Below are 21,704 nucleotides of genomic sequence, written 5' to 3' on the forward strand. Positions count from 1 at the left end.
CATGGAAATGGGCGGTTTCGATTGCGTATTTTTTAGGCTGCAGCCTATATATTGGGCAGCTTGAGCGTCGCGACGACCGGCAGGTGGTCGGAGGCCACGGCCGACAGGCCGGTGTGGTGCACCTCGTGCGACACGCAATCCCAGTGGGGACTGGCGACGATGCGGTCGAGCGTCGCGACCGGCTGACGGCTGGGATAGCTGCGCCCGGGGGTAAGGATGTTCCAGCCCGCCGGGAATTCCCGCATCGCACCGCTCTGCCGGCCCCACTGGTTGAAATCGCCCATGATGACGGTGGGCAGATCGCCCGCGCAGTCGCGCACAAAGTCCAGCAGCGCGCGGATCTGGTCGCGGCGGCGCAGGCCCGACAGGTCGAGATGCGTGCCGATGACACGCAGCCGGCGGCCCTCGACCAGGAGTTCGCCACAGGCCGCGCCGCGCGGTTCGAGCGTGGGAAGGTCGAGCGATGTGCCCGCGACGATCTCGATGCCGCGCCGGACGAGCAGCGCATTGCCGTGCCAGCCGATGCTGCGCGGGCGCCGGGCGACTTCGACCACGCGCCAGTGGGTGTCGTCGATCTCGGCGCGCGGCAGAACGCTCGCGCGCTCGCCTATCCGGCGGTCGGCCTCCTGCAGGGCGATGATGTCCGCATCGATCTCGTGCAGCACGGTAAGAATGCGCTCGGGGTCGCGCTTGCGATCGAGGCCCACGCCCTTGTGGATGTTGTAACTGGCGAAAGTGAGTTGCACGGGGGCGCTATTCGCCTTCGAAATAGCGGTCGGTCGGTCGCGTCGGCAGCCCGTCGATGCTCTTGGTGCGGGTCTGCATCTTGGCCACCCATTCCCCGGCATCGGACTGCGCATGCGCCTTCTTCAGCGTCGGCCGCTCGTCGCGATAGTCCATGAAGGGCACGCCCCAGCCGCAACTCGTTTGCACGCTCTCGACCGCGATGTCGAAGATCTGCCGCGTGCCGGGCAGCATCTCGAAATGCGCCGCGAGGTCATCCCATGCCTTATCCTGCGGCAGCACCGCGCGTCCCGTGCCGTAGATGCGCAGGATCAGCGCGGGCCGGTCGAAATTGCAGAACATGATGGTGATGCGCCCGTCGGCGGCGAGGTGCGCATGCGTTTCGTTGCCCGAGCCACCAAGGTCGAGATAGGCGACGCGGGTCGGCGCGATCACGCGGAAGGCGTCGTAGCCCTTGGGAGAGAGGTTGATTCGGGCATCTTCGGCGGCGGTGGCGACAAAGAAGACCGGCTGCTTGCCGATCATGGCGATGTGCTTGTCGTCCAGCCGCTCGAAGAAATCCGCCATCAGAGAAAGTCCTTCAGTGTCGCCATGAAACGATCGAACTGGTCGTGGTGGAGCCAGTGGCCGGCGTTGGCGAATTCGATCACTTCGGCATTGGCGAAATGGTCCAGCCGCCCGTCGCCCTCGGGGTTCGAGGCCCAGCTGTCGGCCCCGTAGAGCAGCAGCGTGGGCGCGGTGATCGCGGCCCAGGTCTGGTGGAGGAATGCGTCGGCGACATCCTCGACCGGCCAGACATTGAGATGCGGATCGAACTTCCAGCTGTAGGTTCCGTCCTCGTTGCGGTTGACCCCGTGGATGGTGAGGTGGCGGGCCTGCTCCTCGGTGAGGTAGCTGTTTTCCTCGATCATCCGTGCGAAGGCGGCCTCGATGCTCTCGTATTTGCGCGGGCTCCGGCCCGAGGCGGCGCGCTTCTTGCCGATCCATTCGTTGAGGCGCTCGGGATAGGGCTTGGCGCGCATCTCGGCCTGCCGCTTGGGGCTTGGCCCGAGCCCTTCGATCGCGACGATCTTGGTGACCATCTCGGGAAAGGTCCCGGCGTAGCGCAGCGACACATTGCCGCCCATCGAATGGCTGACGATCGTCACCGGGCCGACGCCGAGCTGATGGACCAGCTGCGCGAGGTCATAGACCATGTCGCTGGCCGAATAGTTGCCGTCGCTGACCCAGTCGGAATCGCCGTGTCCGCGGTGGTCCATAGCCACCACGTGCCAGTCGTCGCGCAGCCGCTCGGCGACCCAGTCCCAGCTGCGCGCGTGGTCGCGCCCGCCATGGACCAGCACCAGCGGCGGCTTCCCGCGGTTGCCCCAGTCGAGATAATGCAGTCGCAGCCGCTGCGAGATGAAGGTCTGCGAGGTCGGTCCGGCGTTCAGCGTCATGGCGTTTCCATGCCGCCTTGCCGCGCCCCCCGCAAGCCTACCGCTCCTTGGTCGCGGAGAAGGTGAGGTCGGGATTCTTTTCCTGCTGGTAGCTCACGTCCCACGGGCTCTTGGCCATGAAGACCAGATCGCCGTCGCGATCCTTGGCGAGATTCGAGAGGTTGAACTTCTCGAATTCGCTCATCGCCTTGTGCTCGCCCCCGATCCAGCGCGCGGTGGCGAAGGGCGAGGCTTCGAGCCGCGCCTCGACCTTGTATTCGGCCGAGAGGCGGCTGATCAGCACGTCGAGCTGCAGCTGGCCGACCACGCCGACGATCCACTGCCCGCCGATCTCGGGATAGAAGACCTGGATCACGCCTTCTTCGGAGAGGTCGTCGAGCGCCTTCCTCAGCTGCTTGGTCTTGGTCGGATCGACCAGCGCGACGCGGCGCAGGATTTCAGGCGCGAAATTGGGCAGGCCGGTGAAGCGGATCGCGTTCCGTTCGGACAGCGTGTCGCCGACGCGCAAAGTGCCGTGGTTGGGGATGCCGATGATGTCGCCGGGCTCAGCGGTGTCGGCGACCTCGCGATCCTGCGCGAAGAACAGGATCGGCGAATGGATCGCGATCGGCTTGCCCAGCCCCGAAGGCGTCAGCTTCATTCCGCGTTTGAAGGTGCCCGAGACCTGCCGCATGAAGGCGATGCGGTCGCGGTGGTTGGGGTCCATGTTCGCCTGGACCTTGAAGATGAAGCCGGTGACCTCGTCGCGCGTCGGCTCGATCTGCTCCTCACCGGCGGGCTGCGGTCGCGGCGGCGGGGCATGCTGGGCGATCGCCTCGATCAGCTCGGTGACGCCGAAGTTCTTGAGCGCCGAGCCGAAATAGACCGGGGTGAGGTCGCCATTGCGATAGGCCTCGAGATCGAACGCGGGATAGCCGATCTGCGCCAGCTCGATTTCCTCGGCGAAGCGCTCGGGGATTGCCGGGTCGCAGTCGCGCTTGCCCTTGAATTCCTTCGACGGCCCCTCGGGCCGTGCGACGCAGCCCGACGCGAAATCGAGCACGCCCTCGAACTCGCCGCCCATGCCGACCGGATAGGCCTGCGGGCTCACGTCGAGCGCCAGCATGTCGGCGATTTCGTCGAGCAGCTCGAACACCGGCCGCCCCTCGCGGTCGACCTTGTTGACGAAGGTGATGATCGGCACGCTGCGCAACCGGCAGACCTCGAACAGCTTGCGCGTCTGCGGCTCGATGCCCTTGGCCGCATCGATCACCATGATGGCGGAATCGACCGCAGTCAGTGTACGGTAGGTATCCTCGGAGAAGTCCTCGTGCCCTGGCGTGTCGAGCAGGTTGAAGGTGATTCCGTCGCGTTCGAAGGTCATCACCGAGCTGGTGACCGAGATCCCGCGCTGCTGCTCGATCTTCATCCAGTCCGAACGCGCGCGCCGTGCCTGTCCGCGTGCCTTGACCTCGCCCGCCAGGTGGATCGCGCCGCCGGTCAGCAGCAGCTTCTCGGTCAGCGTGGTCTTGCCCGCGTCAGGGTGCGAGATGATCGCGAAAGTGCGGCGGTTGGAAGTCATTCGTTCTCTATTTCAAATATCGTCGTCGTGGCCCGGATCAGGCCCCGGCTGACGGGGCGTCAGTCGCGTTCTCTTGCCACCCGGAAGCCGGCGAAATCCTGGTTCACGGGCATCGGTTCGAGCCGGTTGATGTTGAGGTGCGGCGGCAGTTCGGCGACCCACCTGATCATGTCCGCAATGTCCTGCCCGGTCATCGGGTCGACGCCGCGATAGAGGTCGTCGCTCGCTTCCCGGCTGCCGGTGCGCACGAGCGTGAACTCGGTCTCGACCATGCCTGGCTCGATGCTCGTCACGCGCACGCCGGTACCGTGGAGGTCGGCGCGCAGCGCGAGGGTGAAGTGGTTCACGAAGGCCTTCGAACCGGCATAGACGTTGCCGCCGGGATAAATGTAATTGCCGGCAACCGAGCCGATCGCGATGATCGCTCCCTTGCGCTCGATCAGCACGGGCAGGAGCTTGCGGGTCAGCACCACCATGGCCGTCACATTGGTGTCGATCATGGTCTGCCAGTTCTCGAGATCGGCCTCCTGCGCCGGTGAAAGCCCCTGCGCGAGACCGGCATTGTTCACCAGCAAATCGATGTCGGCGAAGGCTTCGGGCAGTGAGGCAATCGCGGCATCCATCGCCTCGCTATCGCGCACGTCGAAGCATGCGGCATGGACCTTGTCCGCGCCCAGTTCTGCGACCAGCGCGTCGAGCCTCACCTGGCGGCGCCCGGTGGCGACGCAGCGCCAACCGCTGGCGACCAGCGTGCGGACGGTGGCCTCGCCGATGCCGGCTGTGGCTCCGGTGACGAAAGCGGTCTTGGTCATCCCCTCAACTCCGCACCCTGCTTCGCAGCGGCAGCGACGACCTTGTCGGAAATCGCCTTGATCTCGGCATCGGTGAAACTCTTCTCACCCGGCTGCAGCACGACTTCTACCGCGACCGACTTCTTGCCCTCCGGAACGCCCTGGCCGGAGAAGACGTCGAACACACGCGCATCGACCACGGCCTGCTTGTCCGCCCCGCGCACGGCCTTGACGAGGTCGCCCGCGGCGAGGTCTGCGGGGACGAGGAATGCGAAGTCGCGAGTCAGCGCCTGAAGGGCCGGGGGGGCATAGGCGGGCCGGGCGAAACCGCCGCCGCCGCGCCGGGCCGGGATCGCGTCGAGGAATATCTCCACCGCCATGACCGGGCCGTCGACGTCGAAGGCCTTGAGCGTCCGCGGATGCAGCGCGCCGAATCGGGCGAGGACGTTCTTCGGCCCGAGGCGAAGCGTGGCCGACTGGCCGGGGTGGAACTGCTCGCCCGCCTCGCCCATCACCATCAGATTGTCCACCGGCGCGCCGGCTGCACCCAGCAGCGCCATGGCCGCGGCCTTGGCGTCATAGGCATCAAAGCCCGTCGCCTTGCCCTGCGACCAGCTGCGCGCAGACTTCTCGCCCGCAAGCACCACCCCGAGCGTCGGCCTCTCGTCGCTCGCCCCGCCTTTGCCGCGGAAATAGCGCCGGCCGATCTCGAACAGGCGCGAACCCGGCGCGCCGCGATCGGCATTGCGCTTCGCAGCTGCGAGCAGGCCAGGGATCAGCGAGGGGCGCATTGCCTTCATGTCCTCGCTGATCGGGTTGTCGAGCACCCACAGCTCGGTACCGTCGGCGAAATGCTCGGCATCGGCCGTGGGAAGGAAGGACCAGGTCACCGCCTCGTTCAACCCGCTGGCGGCCGCCGCGCGGCGGAGCTTGCGTTCCAGCTGCTGGAGCGGCGTGGCGGTCGGCATGGCGACGCCCTCGGCGCGCGGCAGCGCGACGCTTGCGACATGGTCCAGACCGTGGATGCGGACGACCTCTTCGACGAGGTCGGCGGGGCCCTCGATATCGTGACGGCGCGGCGGGCAGGTGACCTGCCAGTCGGCTCCGACGGTGAAATCGAGCGCTTCGAGAATGCGGCGCTGCTCGTCTTCGGAGACCGCAATGCCGCCGAGGCGGGTGGTGAGTGTCGGATCGAACTGCACGACCTTGGGCTCGACCGGGGCCTGGCCGGCGCGAACAACCTCGCTCGGCGTGCCGCCGCAGATTGTCACGATCAGCTCGGTCAACAGCGCGAGGCCATCGTCGAGGAAGGCCGGGTCGACACCGCGCTCGAAGCGCGTGCGCGCATCCGAGGCAAGGCCCAGCTTGCGCCCGGTCACACCGATCCGCTCTGGGTCGAAATAGGCCACTTCGAACAGCACATCGGCGGTAGAATCGGTTACACCCGAGTGTTCGCCGCCCATGATGCCGGCAATGTCGTGGACGCCGGCATCGTCGGCGATTACGGTCATGCTCTGGTCGAGCGTGTAGCTCTTCTCGTTGAGCGCGAGCACCTGTTCGCCATCGTGGGCACGCCGCGCGACCACGGCGCCCGACAGCTTGGCGAGGTCGTAGGCATGCGCCGGGCGACCATGGGCGAGCATCACGTAATTGGTGATGTCGACGATGGCCGAGATTGGCCGCTGGCCTGCTGCCTTGAGCCGCCGCTGCATCCATTCGGGCGAGGCGCCGTTGGCCACGCCCATTATGGTGCGGCCGTGGAAGGCCGGGCAGCCTTCGGCGTCGTCGGTACGGATTTCGACCGCGCAGGCGCCGTCGCCCGTGATCTGCGGAACGGCGAGCGGCCTGAGCTTGCCCAGTCCCGCCGCCGCGAGATCGCGCGCGATCCCGAGCACGCCCATACAATCCGGGCGGTTGGGCGTGATCGCCACGTCGAAGACGGGCGAGGCGTCGCTGTAGTCGGCGAAGCTGGCGCCCACCGGCGCATCCTCGGGCAGTTCGATGATACCGTCGTGCTCGTCGCCCAGCTCGAGCTCGCGCACCGAGCACATCATGCCGTTCGATTCGACCCCGCGGATCGCGCTCTTGCGCAGTTCCATCCCGTTCGCCGGCACCACCGCGCCGGGCAGGCCGAGGACGCCGAGCATCCCCGCGCGGGCATTGGGCGCGCCGCAGACGACCTGCAGCGGATCGCCCTCGCCGGTGTCGACGCTGAGCACCTGAAGCTTGTCGGCATCCGGATGCGGCGCCGCGGTCAGCACCTTGGCGACGCGGAATCCGGAGAGCTTGTCCGCCGGGTCCTCGATCCCCTCGACCTCGTGGCCGATGGCGTTGAGCGCGGCGGCGATCTCGCCGACCGTGGCTTCGGTGTCGAGGAAATCGGTCAGCCATTCGAGCGAGAACTTCATGCGCTTGCTCCCACGCCGGCGGAGAGCGTCGGCTGGTCGAAGGCCGAGAAGCCGTAGTGGTCGAGCCAGCGCTGGTCGCCGTCGAAGAAGGCGCGCAAGTCATCCATCCCGTATTTGAGCATGGCGAGACGGTCGACTCCCACGCCGAAGGCGAAACCCTGCCATTCATCGGGGTCGAGCCCCGCCATTTCGATCACCCGGCGGTTGACCATGCCGCTGCCGAGCAGCTCCATCCAGCCATGGCCCGGCGCATCGCCGTCGCCGCCGAGCACGCGGCGGCCCTTCACGTCCTGCCAGCCGACATCGACCTCGACCGAAGGCTCGGTGAAGGGAAAGTAGGAGGGGCGCAGGCGCAGCACGATATCGTCGCGTTCGAAGAACGCCTTGAGGAAGGTCTCGAGCGTCCATTTGAGGTGCCCGAGATGGATGTCCCGGTCGATCACCAGCCCCTCGATCTGGTGGAACATCGGCGTATGCGTCGCGTCGCTGTCGCTGCGATAGACGCGGCCCGGTGCGATGATCCGCAGCGGCGCACCCTGATCGACCATGGCACGGATCTGCACCGGCGAGGTGTGCGTGCGCAGCAACATGCGGCGCCCATCGCTGTCGAAGTCGGGGAAATAGAAGGTGTCGTGCATCGCGCGCGCGGGATGCGTCTCGGCCATGTTGAGCGCGGTGAAATTGTGCCAGTCGTCCTCGATCTCGGGGCCGGTGGCGACCGAGAAGCCGAGATCGGCGAAGATTTCGGCGAGCTCGTCCATCACCTGGCTGACCGGGTGGACCGAGCCGCGCGGCGCCGCTGGCGCGGGCAGCGTCAGGTCGAGGCTCTCGGTCGCCAGCCGCGCCTCGAGTTCGGCATCCTCCAGCACCGCCTTGCGCGCGGCGATGGCGTCGGTGGTTTCGGTCCGCAGGCCGTTGAGCAGCGGGCCCTGCACCTGCCGTTCTTCGGGCGACATCTTGCCGAGCGTCTTCATCAGCCCCGAGATCGATCCCTGCTTGCCGAGGAATTCGATCCGCAGCGCTTCGAGAGCGGCGGCGTCGGGAGCATTTTCGATCCGCGTCAGCGCATCGGTCTTGAGTTGGTCGAGATCGGTCATTCTGTCCGGCTTGGAAAGGTCGGGGAATCTGTGCCCGCAGCCCCTAGCGGCAAGAGCGCGATTGCTAAAGCCCCAGATCGGATTCGGGCGGGCGCCGGGGGTGGTAGAGCGCCTGCATGGCTACGCCTGCATTGGCGTTGGTCACGCTCACCGCGGCGCGGGTGATCGGATGCGGCAGCGAGGCGAATTCGCTCGGCGTCATGTTCATCGTGCTGCGGAAGTCGCGGATGAAATGCGCCTGGTCCCAGTAATGCGTGTCGAGCGAGCTGATCCAGCTCATCGTCGGATCGAGCATGTATTTCCCCAGACTGCGCAGAAAACGCTGGCGGCGCAGCAAGACGCGCGGCGTGAAACCGAAATGGCGGGGACAGAAGCGCTCGAAGGTGCGCGAGGTCATGCCCGCAAGTTCGGCCAGATCCGCCACCGAAGAGGCATCTTCGGACAAGAGCGCGAGATGGACCGACTGGATCGTCTCGTCGGCTTCGGGCGGCTCGCCGAGCAGGGCGCGAAACGTATCGGTGATGAGGGCCGCTGCAGCCGCGAGGTCGTCGCCCTCGCGGCGCAGCTGGTGCAGCATCGCCTGCAGCGCCGGATCCGCCCCCGACTGGCCGATGTCGCAGAACCGGTTGGCCATGGTGTGGACCGGGCAGCGCAGAAAGCGCGCCCAGCCGGCGGGGGTGAGGCCGATCCCCCAGAACTTGCCAGCGGCTACGCGCAGGCGGGTGACCCGATCGGTCGGGCCCGAGAGCACCGCGGGCGGAACCGCGACCATCGGCCCTTCGCCGATCACCGCTTCGTAGATATCCGCATCGCCCGTGCGCAAATTGGCTTCTTCGGGAGGCAGCCAGTCCTCGACATCGACCCCCGGGGCTACCTCGGTGCGATAATAGGCCGAGAGATAGGGCGCGAGGTCGGGTGGCGGCGACACCAACCGCAAACGCAACCCACTCGATTCATACTCCGTGACCCGAAGCGCAGCTGTCCCCATGGCTGGCCACATTTGGGTTAATTTCGTGAAAAGGCAAGAGCCTAGGCTGCGACCGCCCCCTGCGATGCGCGGTCTGGCGCCGCATCGGCGCTAGCCACCCGGCGGTTGCTGCAGGACCTGCATCGCCTCGCCCGCCACGGCCATCCGTGCATGCGCGGCAGCCGCCAGAACGGGATGCGGGATTTTGGCATATGTGCTCGGCGGCATGGTCATGAAGCGCCTGAAGTCGCGCACGAAATGGGCCTGGTCGTGATAGTGGCTGTCGAGCGTGTCGATCCATTTCAGCGAAGGATCGAGCATGAACTTGGCCAAGCTGCGGACGAAGCGCTGGCGCCGCAGCAGGAGCTGGGGGCTGAATCCGAACACCCGGCTGCAGAACCGTTCGGTTGTGCGCGGACTCTGCCCAAGGACTGCCGCCAATTCCGTCACGCTATGATGCGACGGATCGGTCAGCGCCTTCTCGGCGCGCAGGATCGCCGCCTCGCGCGGGACAGGACGGGCGAGCAGGACGTCGAGTTCGCGGAGCATGGCGTCGCGCTCCCCGGCGATATCCCCCTCCCCTGAAGGGACACAGGCGCAGAGCGCCCGCAGTCGCGCGAAGGCCGGGTCGGCTTCGGCATCGGCATAGCGATCGGCATAGGCGCTCGCCGGCGCATCGGTGAGCCGCGCCCAGCCCAGCGGCATGAGGCCGATGCCCCACGACCGCCCCGTACCCGCGCGGAAACGGGTGGCGACGCTGGTCGGACCGGTCATGACCGCACGCGGCATGCGCTCGAGCGGCGTCTCGCCTATGCCGGCCTTCACCGTGCGGCCGGGGATGATGCGCAGGTTGGCCCACTCCGGATGGAGCCAATCCTCCACCGGCTGCGTCTCTGCGCCGGAAATCTCCATGTGGTACAGTGTCGTGACGAAAGGGCGCAGGCGCTCCGGCGGCAGGAAGAAACGCAAGGCCACTGCGGCCGATGCACCGCCCTGCTTCATCGCCGCAGCATCCTCTCGAAGCCCGGCCTGTCGTGTCCTGTCGCGATCATTCCATCCCGTTCTTTCACAACGGCTAGCAAATGGAGACGCATCATTCGACAGCTATTTGGGATCGTCCAGGGTTTGGGCCGGCGAGCCCCAGACGCGTTTGCGTTCGGCCATGAAGGCATGCATGACCGGATGAGGTCTGGCGGCATATTCGCTGGGCGTACAACGCATGAAGGCATGGAATTCGTGCACGAAATGCGACTGGTCGTGATAATGGCGATCGATCACGTCGGACCAGTTGGCCTGCGGTTCGAGCATGAAGGCCGCGAGGCTGCGCATCAGCCGCTGGCGGCGCAGCAGAAGGCGCGGGGGAAACCCGAAATGGCGCGCGCAGACACGCTCGAGCGTGCGCTTCGACAGACCGCATTTGCGCGCGAATTCTTCGACCTGCAGGAGGCGCGGATCGACCATGACCTCGTGCACCTTCTGGATCCGCCGGTGGTCGCGCGGCGGATCGGCCAGCTTGCGGAAGAATTCGGTGAGAAACGCGAACTGCTGCTCGTCCGAATAGTCGCGCGTGCACAATTTCGCGCACAGCGGGGCGAACCGGCCGAAGACGGGCGAGAGTTCGCCATCGACCACGGTGTTCGCATGTTCGCTGGCATCCTCGCCGATGAAGCGCGCCCAGCCGAGCGGAAACAGGCCGATCCCCCACATCCGCGTCCGGCCGAGCGTGAAATGCGTCGGGCAGGAACTGGGACCGGTGGCCTGGAAGCGCACGCCATCGATCCGTTCCCCGTCGGGGAGTTCAGCCGATGGCCCCTTGTCGGTAAAAAAGCGCAGATTTGACCATTCTGGCTGCAGCCAGTCTTCGAGCACCTCGCCCGGCGGCAGGTCCACTTCAAGCCGGTAAAAGGTTGTAAAGCAGGGGGCCAGATCGGCGGGTGGCGCGAAAAAGCGGACGTCGATGCTGTCCTGTCCGATCAATTGCCTCATCCTACTACGGATGCGGAATATACCCGCTTGTAGGATGGCGACAAGCAGTGCCCATACGTAAAGGGCGCCCCTAACGGAGCGCCCTTCGAGAATGCCTTGTCGAACAGGAGCTTAGGCGGGAAGTGCCTTCTTGGCCTGTTCGATGATCGCCTTGAAGGCGCCCGCTTCGTTCATGGCGAGATCGGCCATGACCTTGCGGTCGAGTTCGATGCCGGCGAGCTTCGTGCCGTGCATGAACTGCGAATAAGTGAGGCCTTCGGCGCGAACCGCAGCGTTGATGCGCTGGATCCAGAGAGCACGGAAGTTGCGCTTCTTGATCTTGCGGTCGCGGTAGGCGTACTGGCCGGCCTTTTCGACGGCCTGGCGGGCGATGCGGATCGTGTTCTTGCGACGGCCGCGATAGCCCTTCGCCTGATCCAATAGACGCTTGTGCTTCTGGCGCGTGGTGACGCCGCGTTTAATGCGAGGCATTTCGTATTCTCCTTAGTTCGCGCTCAGTCGAGGCCGTAGGGCGCCCACTTCTTCACCGTCTTGCTGTCGGCTTCCGACAGGACGGTGGTGCCGCGGTTCTGGCGAATGTACTTCGCATTGTGGCTGATCAGGCGGTGGCGCTTGCCGGCGACACCATGCTTGACCTTGCCGGTGGCGGTGATCTTGAAGCGCTTCTTCACACCGCTCTTGGTCTTCAGCTTGGGCATTTTCATCTCCTTTACAGAGACACGTCGCGCCAGCCCTGGCAGCCCTTTCGGCCAGACCGGCGGTGAATCACGTGTCGGTGAAGGGCGCGCGTCTAGCGATTCTGCGCGCAAAAGCAAGTCAGAAGTGGGTCAGGTACCCGCCATCGACCGCCAGCGTGTGCCCGGTGATGTAGCTCGCCTCGGGCGAGGCGAGGAAGGCGACGGCTCCGGCGATCTCGTCGGGTTCGCCCCAGCGGCCGAGCGAGGTGCGCCGTGCAAGATGCCGCGCGACATCGGGATCGTCGGCCATCTCGGCATTGGCCTCGGTGGCGAAATAGCCGGGTGCAACCGCGTTGACGGTGATCCCGGTGATGCCCAGCTCTGCCGCCAGTGCACGGGTGAGCGCGGCCAGCCCGCCCTTGCTCGCGGTATAGAGCACGTCGCCGCGCGCGATATCGGCGGCGATCGAAGTGATGTTGACGATGCGTCCGTATTTGCGCGCCTGCATCAGCGGTACGGCGCGCCGCGCCAGGTCGAAGGGGGCGACGAGATTGGTCGCGAGCAGGGCGGCGAGATCGTTCCGCCGGAGCAGCGCGAGCGGACGGCGGTCGCGCTGGCCGACATTGTTGACCAAGATATCGAGCCCCTCCTCCGCCAACCTGGCGAAGGCGGCTTGGCTCGCCGCGTCGTCGGCGATGTCGAAGGCGAGGATGCCGGCGCGCGGTCCGATCTGCTGTGCCGCTTCTTCAAGCGCCGCAGCGTCGCGGCCGTTGAGCCAGACCCGCGCACCTTCCTCGGCGAGCCGCTGCGCGATTTCGAACCCCAGTCCGCGCGCGGCGCCGGTAACCAGCGCTATGCGCCCCTCGAGCGATCCGGTTCCTGCCATGTCAGTGCTCGTAAATCATCTTCGCGGTCATGCCACCATCGAGATTGAGATGCTGCCCGGTGACGAAGCCCGCGCTGTGGAGATAGGCAACCGCCTCGGCAATGTCCTCGGGGCGGCCGATGCGCCCCGCGGGGTGCTGATCGCGGTCCTGCGGGCGGTGCTCGGGATGCGCGCGCGTGCCGCGCTTCTGCCACGGGCCGGTCTCGATCCAGCCGGGCCGGATCGCATTGACGCGGATGGCCGGACCCAGCGACACGGCGAGCGAGTGCGTCAGCGCATCGATCCCGCCCTTGGCCGCGGCATAGGCGAACGTCTCGGGCTCGCTCATGACCGCGCGGGTCGAGGAGATATTGGCGATGCTCGCGCCCTCGGCGCAGCGCAGGTGCGGCAGGCTGGCGCGGGTGACCAGGAAGGCGGCGGTCAGGCTGGCATCGATCCACGCCTGCCAGTCCTTCAGCGCGAGCTGGTCGAGCGGCCCCGCATAGGGATCGGCGATCCCGGCATTGTTGACCAGGCAATCGAGCGGATCGGCGTCGAGCCACTCGGCAATCCGTTCGAAGGCTGCGCTGACCTCGCCCTCGCGCCCGACATCGCAGGTCAGGAAGAGCGCCTGCTCCCGCGGCAGCGCATCGCGCAGTTCGGCGAGCGCCTCCGCATCCACGTCGAGCCCGACGACGCGCCAGCCGAGGCCGTGGAAATGCATGGCGATGGCGCGGCCGATGCCCTTGCCCGCGCCGGTGATCAGGATGGTCTGCATGGCGGGGGAACGGGTCCGCGCGCGATCAGTGCCCGTGACCTTGCAGCGCCGCGCCGCCCATCGCCTCAAGCACGTCGTCGAGCCGCGCGGCATCGCCGAGCGCGATGACCCGCCCGTCGCTCTGGGCATCGAGCGGGTTTCCCTGCCAGTCGGCCATGAGTCCGCCCGCGCCTTCGACGACGGGCACGAGCGCGGCGAAATCATGCAGCTTCAGCCCGGCCTCCACGACGAGGTCGACATGGCCCGAGGCGACGAGGCCGTAATTGTAGCAGTCGCCGCCGTAGATGATCTTGCGTTCGGCCACCGCCTTGGCGACGCCCATGAAGGCATCGACGTCGGCGCCGGAGAACTGGTGCGGCGTGGTCGTGCCGAGCACCGCATCGGACAGGTCCTTGCACGGCGCGGCGCGCACCGGCTTGCCGTTGAAGGTCGTGCCCTCGCCGATCCGCCCGACCCAGCGTTCGCGCGCGATCGGCTGGTCGATCACGCCCAGCACCGGCCAGCCGTCCTGCATCAGCGCGATCAGCGTGCCGAAGATCGGCCGGCCGGCAATGAAGCTGGTGGTGCCATCGATCGGGTCGAGCACCCATTGGCGCCCGGCGCCCTCATTGCGCGTGCCGTATTCCTCGCCGATGATGCCGTCGGCAGCACGCTCCGCCTCGAGGATTGCCCGCATCGCCGCCTCGGCGGCGCGGTCGGCCTCGGTCACGAAGCTGCGATCGGCCTTCTGTTCCTGCGACCATTCGCCGCGAAACAGCGGCCGGATCGCTGCGCCGGCGGCATCGGCAAGGCGTTGAGCGAGCGCGAGATCGTCTGGGGTGAGCATGCCGCCCTGTAGTCTCGGCCACCGCCCACACTCAAGTACGATCTAGAAGCCGTGGAAAGTGAAGGGCGTGAAGAAGATCAAGATCTGATCCTCGCCCTCAAGCGGGTTGCCGAGCAGATCGGTACCGCCGCGCTTCCGGCGGAGCCGGATGCCGCCGTTCAGCTCGTTCTTGGAACCGAGATACAAGGGAAAGTCCCAGACCCTCTGGTCGCTTTCGAAGACATATCGCCATTGCGGGGCAAACCCGATCTCGAACGGCAATCCCTTGATCCGCCAACGAGTGCCCAGCGACAGGATCGTTTCCGGATTGTACACCGGCTTCTCGAGAAAGCGCTCTTCGCATTTCTGGATCGTGAAGCCGGTGCCCTCGGTCTGGCTGCAGATGTTCTGCCCCGCCCCGTCGCGGAAGCTGAATTGCTCCTTGCGCTGCAGTTGCACGGTCAACATCGGACGGCCGAGCGCCTCGAAGGGCAGCCGGGTATATCCATGGACTTCAAACAGCCAGTTGTCGCGGGCTTCGCTTGTAGCCGCGGGAAGGTTTCCGGTTAGGACCGGTTCCAGAGAGATCATGCCCTCGTCGTCGACCACTTCGGTCACGAAGCCTTCCACGAAGCTGTAGTCGACGCTGCTGTAGCTCACCGAGGATCCGATCCCCCAGCGGCGATCCGCCTTGGGCGGTGCGCGAAAATACATGTTCGTGATCGCATCGACCGCTTCGGCCTCGATGTACTTGCCGTCCTGATCCTTCGCAAAGGCGTATTGGGCAAGCGCCGCGCCTCCGCATCGCTCGCTTTCGAAACCGTAACGCGCCTCACATTTCGGTCTCAGCTTCGCGATGATGTAGTCCGCGGCATCCTCGCGGATTTTCCCGAAACTGCGCGGTTCGAACCCATACCAATCGAATCCGAACCTCACCGACGTTCCCGAAAGATAATCGAAATCGTCGTCCTCTGCGCGCTTGAACAGGATGCCTTCGCCCTTGGTGAGCGAGGTGCTCACCCCGCCGCTCAGAGCCAACACCCGCGGGAAGACCTTCCTGAACTCGCCTGCTCCGTCCTTCTCACAATCGGGATTGGCCGAACCCCCGCAAGGATTGCCCCAATGGACGAGCGGAACCTCCACGCCGATGGAGGCGCGATCCGAATGACCGAACTGAAAAGATGGCGTGATGTAGGTGCCCGTATAACTGATCTGGTCGTTTCCGAATCGGTTCGGGCTGAGAAGAGGCGAGGCCGCTATCGCCTCACGGGGCCCGATCTGACTGGCTGGCGCGTTGCCCGACGCCTGAGCGAGGGCCAATGCGACTGGGACATTTTGCACCGTCGGCGAATTGGCGGGATCGACCTGCGACCAGCCCGGTGGCGGTGCGACATCCTTGTCGGTTCGCGCCAAACCGTCATCGGATAAGACGACAATATTGGCGCTTTCACTGGGCGCTTCCCGAGCCATGACCGAGATCGGTGCCGCAAGCGTGGCGCACGCAGCGAACAGCAGAGACCGTTTCATAGCATCCCCCCTTCGTTTCGAACGTCGAGGGAGTGTCTATCCGAGCAAGCGAAACCCGAAGGCGAGTCACATCCGAATCGGATGTAATCGGAGCCTCAGTCGAACAGGCTGGAAACCGAGCTCTCGTCCGCGATGCGGCGGACCGCCTCGCCGATCAGCGGGGCGATGGTGAGGATGCGGATCTTGCCCGAATCCTTGGCAGCATCGGTCGGGCGGATCGAATCGGTGATCACCAGTTCCTTGAGCGCCGAGCCGTCGACCCGCGCCACCGCACCGCCCGACAGCACGCCATGGGTGATATAGGCGGCGACCGAGGCCGCGCCCTGGTCGAGCAGCGCCTGCGCCGCATTGCACAGCGTGCCGCCCGAATCGACGATGTCGTCGATCATGATACAGTGGCGGCCCGAGACCTCGCCGATGATGTTCATCACCTCGCTCTCGCCGGGGCGATCGCGACGCTTGTCGACGATCGCCAGCGGGGCGTTGTCGAGCCGCTTGGCCAGCGCGCGCGCGCGGACCACGCCGCCAACGTCGGGCGAGACGACCATGAGGTCCTGGTCGCCGTAGCGCGCCTGAATGTCGGCCGCCATGACCGGCGCGGCGAAGAGGTTGTCGGTCGGGATGTCGAAGAAGCCCTGAATCTGCCCGGCGTGGAGATCGACCGCGAGGACGCGGTCGGCCCCCGCCTCGGTGATCAGATTGGCCACCAGCTTGGCCGAGATCGGCGTGCGCGGACCGGGTTTGCGATCCTGCCTTGCGTAGCCGAAATAGGGCACCACCGCGGTGATCCGCCGCGCCGAGGCGCGCTTCAGCGCATCGATGCAGATCAGCAGTTCCATCAGGTTGTCGTTCGCCGGATAGCTGGTCGACTGCACGACGAAGACGTCCTCGCCGCGCACGTTCTCATGGATCTCGACGAAGATCTCCTCGTCGGCGAAGCGGCGCACCTGCGCATCGACGAGCGGCATTTCGAGGTAGCCGGCGATCGCGCGGGCGAGCGGCAGGTTCGAATTGGCGGCCATGATCTTCATGTGGAGAATCCCTGGGTCAGCTGGCGATGCGCACCGCCTAGCCGAGCGTCACGGGAATGCAACATGGGGATGCGGGTTTTGGGGAGACTTTTGCGGGTGGCGCCATCGCCGCCGGCCGCCGGTTTGCAGCGGCAGCGACTGCACGCCCCAGACCTACTTCGCGCGGTGTTCGCCCTTGACCCAGCGCACCGTGCCGGAGCTGGCGCGCATCACCACGCTGTCGGTCGTCATGCGCCCGCCGCGAAGGTATTTCACGCCGTCGAGCAGCGAGCCCGAGGTCACCCCAGTGGCGGCGAAGATGCAGTCGCCTTTCACCAGGTCGTCGCGCGTGTAGATGCGGTCGAGATCCTCGATTCCCCACTTGCGCGCGCGGGCTTTCTCGTCGTCGTTGCGGAACACCAGCCGGCCGTTGAACTGCCCGCCGACGCAGCGCAGCGCGGCCGCCGCGAGCACGCCTTCGGGCGCGCCGCCCTGCCCCATATACATGTCGATCGTGGTGTTCTCGTCGGTCACCGCGATCACTCCGGCGACATCGCCGTCGCCGATCAGCACCACGCCGCAGCCCAGCCCGCGCAGTTCGGCGATGAGATCGGCGTGGCGCGGACGGTCGAGCACGCAGACGATGATGTCGGACGGCTCGACGCCCTTGGCCGCCGCCACTGCCTTGACGTTCTCGGTCGGCGTCTTGGCGAGATCGATGATGCCTTCGGGATAACCGGGGCCGACCGCCAGCTTGTCCATATAGACGTCGGGTGCGTTGAGCAGACAGCCTTCGGCGCTGGCAGCGAGAACCGCGAGCGAGTTCGGGCCCGCCTTGGCGGTGATGGTGGTGCCTTCCAGCGGATCGAGCGCGATGTCGATTTTCGGTCCCTTGCCAGGTGCGCCGCCGACCTTCTCGCCGATGAAGAGCATCGGCGCCTCGTCGCGCTCGCCCTCACCGATGACCACCGTACCGTCGATATAGAGCGTGTCGAACGCCTTGCGCATCGCCTCGACCGCTGCGGCGTCGGCGGCCTTCTCGTCGCCGCGACCGATCAGCTTGGACGCAGCCACTGCGGCCGCTTCGGTCACACGGACCAGCTCCATGACGAGAACGCGATCGAGCGGGTTGTCGGCGGGCAAGTTCATAATCGGTTCAGTCCCTCACGTGAGTTTGGCGCGACAGGGTGCCGCCGTGTGAATTCGTATGCGCGGCGCGGATAGACAGGGAGCCGCAGATTGTCGAGACGCTGGTGGGGTCCCTTCGCGATGATTGCAGCGGCATGTCTGCCTTCGCCCGTGCTGGCGCAACAGGATTCGGCGCCGCCCGAGCGGATCGACATTCTCGTGCCGCAGGAAGATTACGACGCGCCGCTCGAGGATTGCAGTGCCGAGCAGGAAGCGGCCAGCATCTCGGGCGAGATCGTCGTCTGCCGCAGGCGGCGCAGCGGCCATGAATTCGGCTATGACGAAGACCGGGCAGAGCAGCGATATGCGGCAGAGACGATGAACAAGGGCGACCCGCGCGCACCGGATTTCGGTGAGTCCTGCAAGAAGAACCCCGAGAAAGGCATGTGCATCGGCTTCGGCAAGGTGCCCCCTCCCGCCTATCTCGTCGATTTCGACGCGATTCCCGAAGCTCCCCCGGGTTCGGATGCCGACCGGGTGGGGCGCGGCCTCGCGCCCCGTGGTACCGAAAATCCGGTGCCCGTCACGCAGCCGACACAGTACGAGCTCGGGCTACCGCCGGTACCCGCCGACATCACTCCTTCAGAATCGGCATCACCAGCGGCGGAGCCGTCAGGCTAGGCGATCCCTCGAGCAGGTCGAGCGCCTTGGTGACGCAGCGTTCGGGGCCTTCATGGGTCACCATCGCCACCAGCACCTCGCCCCCGTCGTGATCGCGACCGCGCTGGATCAGGCTTTCGATCGAAACCTCGGCATCGCGCATGGCGGCTGTGATCTCGGCCAGCACGCCGGGCCGGTCGGTGACCGTGAAGCGGATATAGTCGCGACCGACGCGGTTCCCCGGATCGGCGGGAGCGAATTGCTCGAGCTCCTCCACCGCGACGGAGAACGGCGCACCGCTGTCGCCGCGGGCGATGTCGATGAGGTCGGCGACCACCGCGCTGGCGGTCGGACCGGCACCGGCGCCCGCGCCCTGGAACAGCAGGCGGCCGGAAAAATTGCCCTCGGCCACCACCGCATTGGTGGGGCCGGTCACCGCCGCCAGCGGATGACCGCGCGCCACCAGGCAGGGGCGGACGCGCTGGAGCAAGCGCGGCTCCTCCGCGCTTTCGTCGAGCGAGGCGATGCCGACCAGGCGGATGACGTAGCCGAGCGTGGCGGCCTGGGTGATGTCGGCCGCGCGCACCTCGCCGATGCCCGTGGCGCTGACATTGTCGAAATCGACCCGCGCGCCGAACCCGATCGCGGCGAGGATCGCGAGCTTGTGCGCCGCATCGACCCCCTCGATGTCGAAGGTCGGGTCGGCCTCGGCATAACCCTTCTCCTGCGCACCGCGGAGCATGTCGGAGAAGTCCGCGCCGGTCCGCTCCATCTCCGAGAGGATGTAGTTGCAGGTCCCGTTGAGAATCCCGTAGATTCGCTCGATGCGGTTGGCCGCAGCGCCCTCGCGCAGGCCCTTCACGACCGGGATGCCGCCGGCAACGGCGGCTTCGAACTTGAGCGGGACGCCGCGCAGCGCGGCCTGTTCGGCCAGAGCGAGCCCGTGATGCGCGATCATCGCCTTGTTCGCAGTGACGAAGCCCTTGCCCGCGTCGAGCGCTGCGCGGGCGAGAGTCAGCGCCGGACCGTCGGACCCGCCGACCAGTTCGAGCACCACATCGACGTCGGCGCGCTCCGCCATCGCCTGCATGTCGTCGACCCAGGCATAGGGGGAAAGATCGACCCCGCGATCGCGCGAGCGGTCGCGGGCGTTGACCGCGACGATCTCGAGCGGGCGCCCGGCCCGCCGCTCGATCGTCGAACGGTTGGTTTCGAGGAGTTCGATGACACCGGTCCCGACGGTGCCGAGGCCGGCAAGGGCAATGCGTAGCGGTTCAGCCATGCCCGCCCGCCTAGCGCAAGCGTACCCGCCGATGGAACCACTTTGTCTTGGCCGAGGTCAAGCGCGGCCTCTAGTCGCGCGTACGGGTGCAGGCGCCGAGTTCGGAGCGGACCAGCGCATAGTCGCGCGCGGCCAGCGCGCGCGCCTGCGGATCGCGCGAAAGATTGGCGCTGGCCGGCAGCGTTTCGGGCAGCGAGCAGGCGAGACGGTACCATTCGAGCGTTTCAGGGCGGGGCGGTCGCGCGGCCTGGTCGACGATCTCGGTCCAGGAAACACCCCAGCGCGGGGCCTGGCCCGGACGGCGAACCACAGTCACCGAGACCGGCCCATCGTTCTGCGTATCGAGGAACAGCTGGGTCTCCGATTCACCGACCAGCGTGCCCTCCACGGCGAGGGCGTCGCGAATCCCCGTCACTCGCGGCGGTGCATCGGGCGACAACAGCTCGGTGAGGATCGGGCGCAGCCGCTGCTCGGCGGCCTCGCCATAGGGCAGCTGGGCCTGGGGATCGACCAGCTGGAGCTGGCCCGGATGCCCGGCCACCGGCCGGGCGAAGAGGATGACCTCCTGCTTCTTGAGCTTGGGTGGCTTGCCCTTCGCATCGAGCGGCACGTCGACGAGGTAATGCAGCGCCTCGCCCACCGGAGCATTGCCGGCGATGAGCGCAGTCGTTCGCGCCTCGATGTAGAGGCGTACGAAGCCGGGCGCGAGGCCCGGGGAGCGTTCCTTCTCCACCGTGGCCTGCTTGCGGATCTGGGCGCGGAGGACCAGCGGTGCGCCATCGGCGAGGTCCACCATGTCGGCATAGGTCAGCGACGGGGCAGGGACGCCGTCCTGGGCGACGGCGGGAGCCGATGCCGCTGCCAACGCCGCGGACAGGAAGAGCATTTTGGCGGAAGGGAGGAGGATCGGCATGGCAGGAGAATCTTTTCGCAGGTTTTTTGGGGGGTCCGATTCGGTGAACCCCTGGCCGTCGTGGTCGGTTCCTTCCCCGAAGCCACTGAATCGGCGGTTAACCGATAAAGCATTTGCGGTGAGGGGGCATCGTAGCTAAAGGGTCGGGCCGGACCCGAGTGCATGATACATTATTGCTTGGGGAGAGGTGTCCGGGTTCTTATCGGGAACTTCTGTACACCTTCGTCGCTAGAGTTTCCAGGAGCGCTAGCGGCGCGAATGCGTTAACGATGCCCCCTTTCACGCCATCCCGGCGGGTCGCAAGGGCGGTGTCCCGATGCCCCGGCATTTCCCGGGGCGACCGATGGAGTGATGCAACCGAATGGCTTATGCTGACCAACAGATGAGCGGCAATCGCATGGTCGCGATCATCATTGTTGCCCTCATCCATATTGCTCTCGGTTACGCTCTCATCACCGGTCTCGCATACAATGCGGTCCAGCAGGTGGTCGAGCGCGTGACGACGATCGATATCGAGGAGCCCCCGCCGCCCGAGGAAGAGCCGCCGCCGCCGCCGGAAGAGGTGCCCGACACCCCGCCGCCGCCGGTCGCGCCGCCGCCCCCGATCAATATCGCGCCGGCCCCGCCGCCGATCCGTACGCAGGTCACGATCCCGCCGCCGGCCCCGCCGCGGCTGGTGATTCCGCCGCCCGCGCCGCCGGCCCCGCCGCCGCCGCCGTCGAAGGCAAAGGGCGCTTCGCCGAAGGGCCAGAACGGTTGGGCCTCGCGTATCCAGAACAACTACCCTCGCCGCGCCGAACGTGAAGGCATCGAAGGGGTTGTTGGAATGAGCGTGACGGTTGGTCCGGATGGCCGTGTGTCTTCGTGCAACGTGACGCGCTCCAGTGGATCAAGCGATCTAGATAGTGCGGCATGCGACGGCATGATGCGCTATGCGCGGTACAACCCGGCACTGGATGCTGCAGGCAACCCGATTTCGGATACCCTGGCGCAGTCGATCCAATACAAGCTCAACTAAATGACGCGTCCGCTCTAACCGGACAACGAATTTTCAAAAGGACCACTC

At 66.4% G+C, this 21,704-nt stretch carries 22 protein-coding genes; 2 read left to right on the top strand and 20 right to left on the bottom strand.

All coding sequences use genetic code 11. The annotated features are described in order from the left end of the window. Nucleotides 1–44: 44 nt before the first annotated feature. The 18 genes from ACN4E0_RS07905 to glpX all read right to left on the bottom strand — a co-directional run bounded on the left by ACN4E0_RS07905 (nt 45) and on the right by glpX (nt 17,804). A complete protein-coding gene (locus tag ACN4E0_RS07905; RefSeq protein WP_419566965.1) occupies nt 45–746 on the bottom strand; it encodes an endonuclease/exonuclease/phosphatase family protein in 702 nt (233 codons plus the stop codon). A 7-nt stretch (nt 747–753) separates the two neighbouring features. Next, on the bottom strand, nt 754–1,311 hold the full coding sequence (locus ACN4E0_RS07910; RefSeq protein ID WP_419566966.1) for a pyridoxamine 5'-phosphate oxidase family protein: 558 nt from the start codon (nt 1,309–1,311) through the stop codon (nt 754–756). Then, nucleotides 1,311–2,183: an alpha/beta fold hydrolase gene (locus tag ACN4E0_RS07915; RefSeq protein WP_419566967.1), complete on the bottom strand. Its 873-nt coding sequence runs from the start codon at nt 2,181–2,183 to the stop codon at nt 1,311–1,313. Before ACN4E0_RS07915 ends, ACN4E0_RS07910 begins: the two co-directional genes overlap by 1 nt. 37 nt (nt 2,184–2,220) lie before the next feature. Then, a complete protein-coding gene (locus ACN4E0_RS07920; RefSeq protein WP_419566968.1) occupies nt 2,221–3,744 on the bottom strand; it encodes a peptide chain release factor 3 in 1,524 nt (507 codons plus the stop codon). A gap of 59 nt (nt 3,745–3,803) precedes the next feature. Beyond that, entirely contained in the window at nt 3,804–4,556 is a 753-nt protein-coding gene (locus ACN4E0_RS07925; RefSeq protein WP_419566969.1) for an SDR family NAD(P)-dependent oxidoreductase, read from the bottom strand. Beyond that, nucleotides 4,553–6,943: a phenylalanine--tRNA ligase subunit beta gene (gene pheT / locus ACN4E0_RS07930; RefSeq protein WP_419566970.1), complete on the bottom strand. Its 2,391-nt coding sequence runs from the start codon at nt 6,941–6,943 to the stop codon at nt 4,553–4,555. The genes ACN4E0_RS07925 and pheT overlap by 4 nt, the downstream gene beginning before the upstream one ends. Further along, nucleotides 6,940–8,040: a phenylalanine--tRNA ligase subunit alpha gene (pheS, locus tag ACN4E0_RS07935; RefSeq protein WP_419566971.1), complete on the bottom strand. Its 1,101-nt coding sequence runs from the start codon at nt 8,038–8,040 to the stop codon at nt 6,940–6,942. The genes pheT and pheS overlap by 4 nt, the downstream gene beginning before the upstream one ends. Nucleotides 8,041–8,104: 64 nt before the next feature. Then, a complete protein-coding gene (locus ACN4E0_RS07940) occupies nt 8,105–8,968 on the bottom strand; it encodes a helix-turn-helix domain-containing protein (protein WP_419566972.1) in 864 nt (287 codons plus the stop codon). A gap of 150 nt (nt 8,969–9,118) precedes the next feature. After that, nucleotides 9,119–10,009, bottom strand: a complete 891-nt coding sequence (locus tag ACN4E0_RS07945) for a helix-turn-helix domain-containing protein (protein WP_419566973.1) — start codon at nt 10,007–10,009, stop codon at nt 9,119–9,121. A gap of 102 nt (nt 10,010–10,111) precedes the next feature. Continuing rightward, nucleotides 10,112–10,897, bottom strand: coding sequence for a helix-turn-helix domain-containing protein (locus ACN4E0_RS07950; RefSeq protein ID WP_419566974.1), 786 nt, complete (start codon nt 10,895–10,897; stop codon nt 10,112–10,114). A gap of 207 nt (nt 10,898–11,104) precedes the next feature. After that, nucleotides 11,105–11,464 (bottom strand): 50S ribosomal protein L20, encoded by a 360-nt coding sequence (rplT, locus tag ACN4E0_RS07955; RefSeq protein ID WP_221602052.1) that lies wholly within the window; start codon nt 11,462–11,464, stop codon nt 11,105–11,107. 23 nt (nt 11,465–11,487) lie between these two features. Continuing rightward, nucleotides 11,488–11,691 carry a 50S ribosomal protein L35 gene (gene rpmI, locus ACN4E0_RS07960; RefSeq protein ID WP_067693021.1) on the bottom strand — a complete coding sequence of 68 codons (204 nt, stop codon included), beginning with the start codon at nt 11,689–11,691 and terminating at the stop codon, nt 11,488–11,490. A 118-nt stretch (nt 11,692–11,809) separates the two neighbouring features. Continuing rightward, a complete protein-coding gene (locus ACN4E0_RS07965; RefSeq protein WP_419566975.1) occupies nt 11,810–12,556 on the bottom strand; it encodes an SDR family oxidoreductase in 747 nt (248 codons plus the stop codon). A 1-nt stretch (nt 12,557) separates the two neighbouring features. Then, a complete protein-coding gene (locus tag ACN4E0_RS07970; RefSeq protein WP_419566976.1) occupies nt 12,558–13,313 on the bottom strand; it encodes an SDR family NAD(P)-dependent oxidoreductase in 756 nt (251 codons plus the stop codon). A 25-nt stretch (nt 13,314–13,338) separates the two neighbouring features. Then, nucleotides 13,339–14,139 carry an inositol monophosphatase family protein gene (locus ACN4E0_RS07975; RefSeq protein WP_419566977.1) on the bottom strand — a complete coding sequence of 267 codons (801 nt, stop codon included), beginning with the start codon at nt 14,137–14,139 and terminating at the stop codon, nt 13,339–13,341. A 42-nt stretch (nt 14,140–14,181) separates the two neighbouring features. After that, nucleotides 14,182–15,261 carry a hypothetical protein gene (locus tag ACN4E0_RS07980; protein ID WP_419566978.1) on the bottom strand — a complete coding sequence of 360 codons (1,080 nt, stop codon included), beginning with the start codon at nt 15,259–15,261 and terminating at the stop codon, nt 14,182–14,184. 479 nt (nt 15,262–15,740) lie between these two features. Continuing rightward, nucleotides 15,741–16,676, bottom strand: a complete 936-nt coding sequence (locus ACN4E0_RS07985) for a ribose-phosphate pyrophosphokinase (RefSeq protein WP_419566980.1) — start codon at nt 16,674–16,676, stop codon at nt 15,741–15,743. 153 nt (nt 16,677–16,829) lie between these two features. Then, nucleotides 16,830–17,804, bottom strand: a complete 975-nt coding sequence (glpX, locus tag ACN4E0_RS07990; RefSeq protein WP_419566982.1) for a class II fructose-bisphosphatase — start codon at nt 17,802–17,804, stop codon at nt 16,830–16,832. A 90-nt stretch (nt 17,805–17,894) separates the two neighbouring features. Here glpX and ACN4E0_RS07995 point away from each other — a divergent pair, with 90 nt between their 5' ends. Continuing rightward, the gene (locus ACN4E0_RS07995) at nt 17,895–18,464 is read left to right on the top strand and encodes a hypothetical protein (protein ID WP_419566984.1); all 570 of its coding nucleotides are present in this window, start codon (nt 17,895–17,897) and stop codon (nt 18,462–18,464) included. On the opposite strand, the gene ACN4E0_RS08000 is transcribed toward ACN4E0_RS07995, so the two are convergent. Continuing rightward, the gene (locus ACN4E0_RS08000; protein WP_419566985.1) at nt 18,418–19,725 is read right to left on the bottom strand and encodes a homoserine dehydrogenase; all 1,308 of its coding nucleotides are present in this window, start codon (nt 19,723–19,725) and stop codon (nt 18,418–18,420) included. The two genes, ACN4E0_RS07995 and ACN4E0_RS08000, sit on opposite strands and share 47 nt — an antisense overlap. 70 nt (nt 19,726–19,795) lie before the next feature. Then, nucleotides 19,796–20,638, bottom strand: coding sequence for a hypothetical protein (locus ACN4E0_RS08005; RefSeq protein ID WP_419566986.1), 843 nt, complete (start codon nt 20,636–20,638; stop codon nt 19,796–19,798). A gap of 361 nt (nt 20,639–20,999) precedes the next feature. On the opposite strand from ACN4E0_RS08005, the gene ACN4E0_RS08010 reads away from it, so the two are divergent. Further along, a complete protein-coding gene (locus ACN4E0_RS08010) occupies nt 21,000–21,656 on the top strand; it encodes an energy transducer TonB (RefSeq protein WP_419566988.1) in 657 nt (218 codons plus the stop codon). Nucleotides 21,657–21,704: the final 48 nt, after the last annotated feature.

Origin of the sequence: Qipengyuania sp. (assembly GCF_048550555.1) — a bacterium.
Classification (GTDB): Bacteria; Pseudomonadota; Alphaproteobacteria; order Sphingomonadales; family Sphingomonadaceae; genus Qipengyuania.

Coding starts and splice junctions, on each gene's coding strand:
- ACN4E0_RS07915 (WP_419566967.1), bottom strand. CDS start 2,183: ATGACGCTGAACGCCGGACCGACCTCGCAGACCTTCATCTCGCAGCGG.
- rpmI (WP_067693021.1), bottom strand. CDS start 11,691: ATGCCCAAGCTGAAGACCAAGAGCGGTGTGAAGAAGCGCTTCAAGATC.
- pheS (WP_419566971.1), bottom strand. CDS start 8,040: ATGACCGATCTCGACCAACTCAAGACCGATGCGCTGACGCGGATCGAA.
- ACN4E0_RS08010 (WP_419566988.1), top strand. CDS start 21,000: ATGGCTTATGCTGACCAACAGATGAGCGGCAATCGCATGGTCGCGATC.
- ACN4E0_RS07910 (WP_419566966.1), bottom strand. CDS start 1,311: ATGGCGGATTTCTTCGAGCGGCTGGACGACAAGCACATCGCCATGATC.
- ACN4E0_RS07965 (WP_419566975.1), bottom strand. CDS start 12,556: ATGGCAGGAACCGGATCGCTCGAGGGGCGCATAGCGCTGGTTACCGGC.
- ACN4E0_RS07970 (WP_419566976.1), bottom strand. CDS start 13,313: ATGCAGACCATCCTGATCACCGGCGCGGGCAAGGGCATCGGCCGCGCC.
- ACN4E0_RS07985 (WP_419566980.1), bottom strand. CDS start 16,676: ATGAAGATCATGGCCGCCAATTCGAACCTGCCGCTCGCCCGCGCGATC.
- ACN4E0_RS08000 (WP_419566985.1), bottom strand. CDS start 19,725: ATGGCTGAACCGCTACGCATTGCCCTTGCCGGCCTCGGCACCGTCGGG.
- ACN4E0_RS07925 (WP_419566969.1), bottom strand. CDS start 4,556: ATGACCAAGACCGCTTTCGTCACCGGAGCCACAGCCGGCATCGGCGAG.
- ACN4E0_RS07920 (WP_419566968.1), bottom strand. CDS start 3,744: ATGACTTCCAACCGCCGCACTTTCGCGATCATCTCGCACCCTGACGCG.
- pheT (WP_419566970.1), bottom strand. CDS start 6,943: ATGAAGTTCTCGCTCGAATGGCTGACCGATTTCCTCGACACCGAAGCC.
- rplT (WP_221602052.1), bottom strand. CDS start 11,464: ATGCCTCGCATTAAACGCGGCGTCACCACGCGCCAGAAGCACAAGCGT.
- ACN4E0_RS08005 (WP_419566986.1), bottom strand. CDS start 20,638: ATGCCGATCCTCCTCCCTTCCGCCAAAATGCTCTTCCTGTCCGCGGCG.
- ACN4E0_RS07975 (WP_419566977.1), bottom strand. CDS start 14,139: ATGCTCACCCCAGACGATCTCGCGCTCGCTCAACGCCTTGCCGATGCC.
- ACN4E0_RS07945 (WP_419566973.1), bottom strand. CDS start 10,009: ATGAAGCAGGGCGGTGCATCGGCCGCAGTGGCCTTGCGTTTCTTCCTG.
- glpX (WP_419566982.1), bottom strand. CDS start 17,804: ATGAACTTGCCCGCCGACAACCCGCTCGATCGCGTTCTCGTCATGGAG.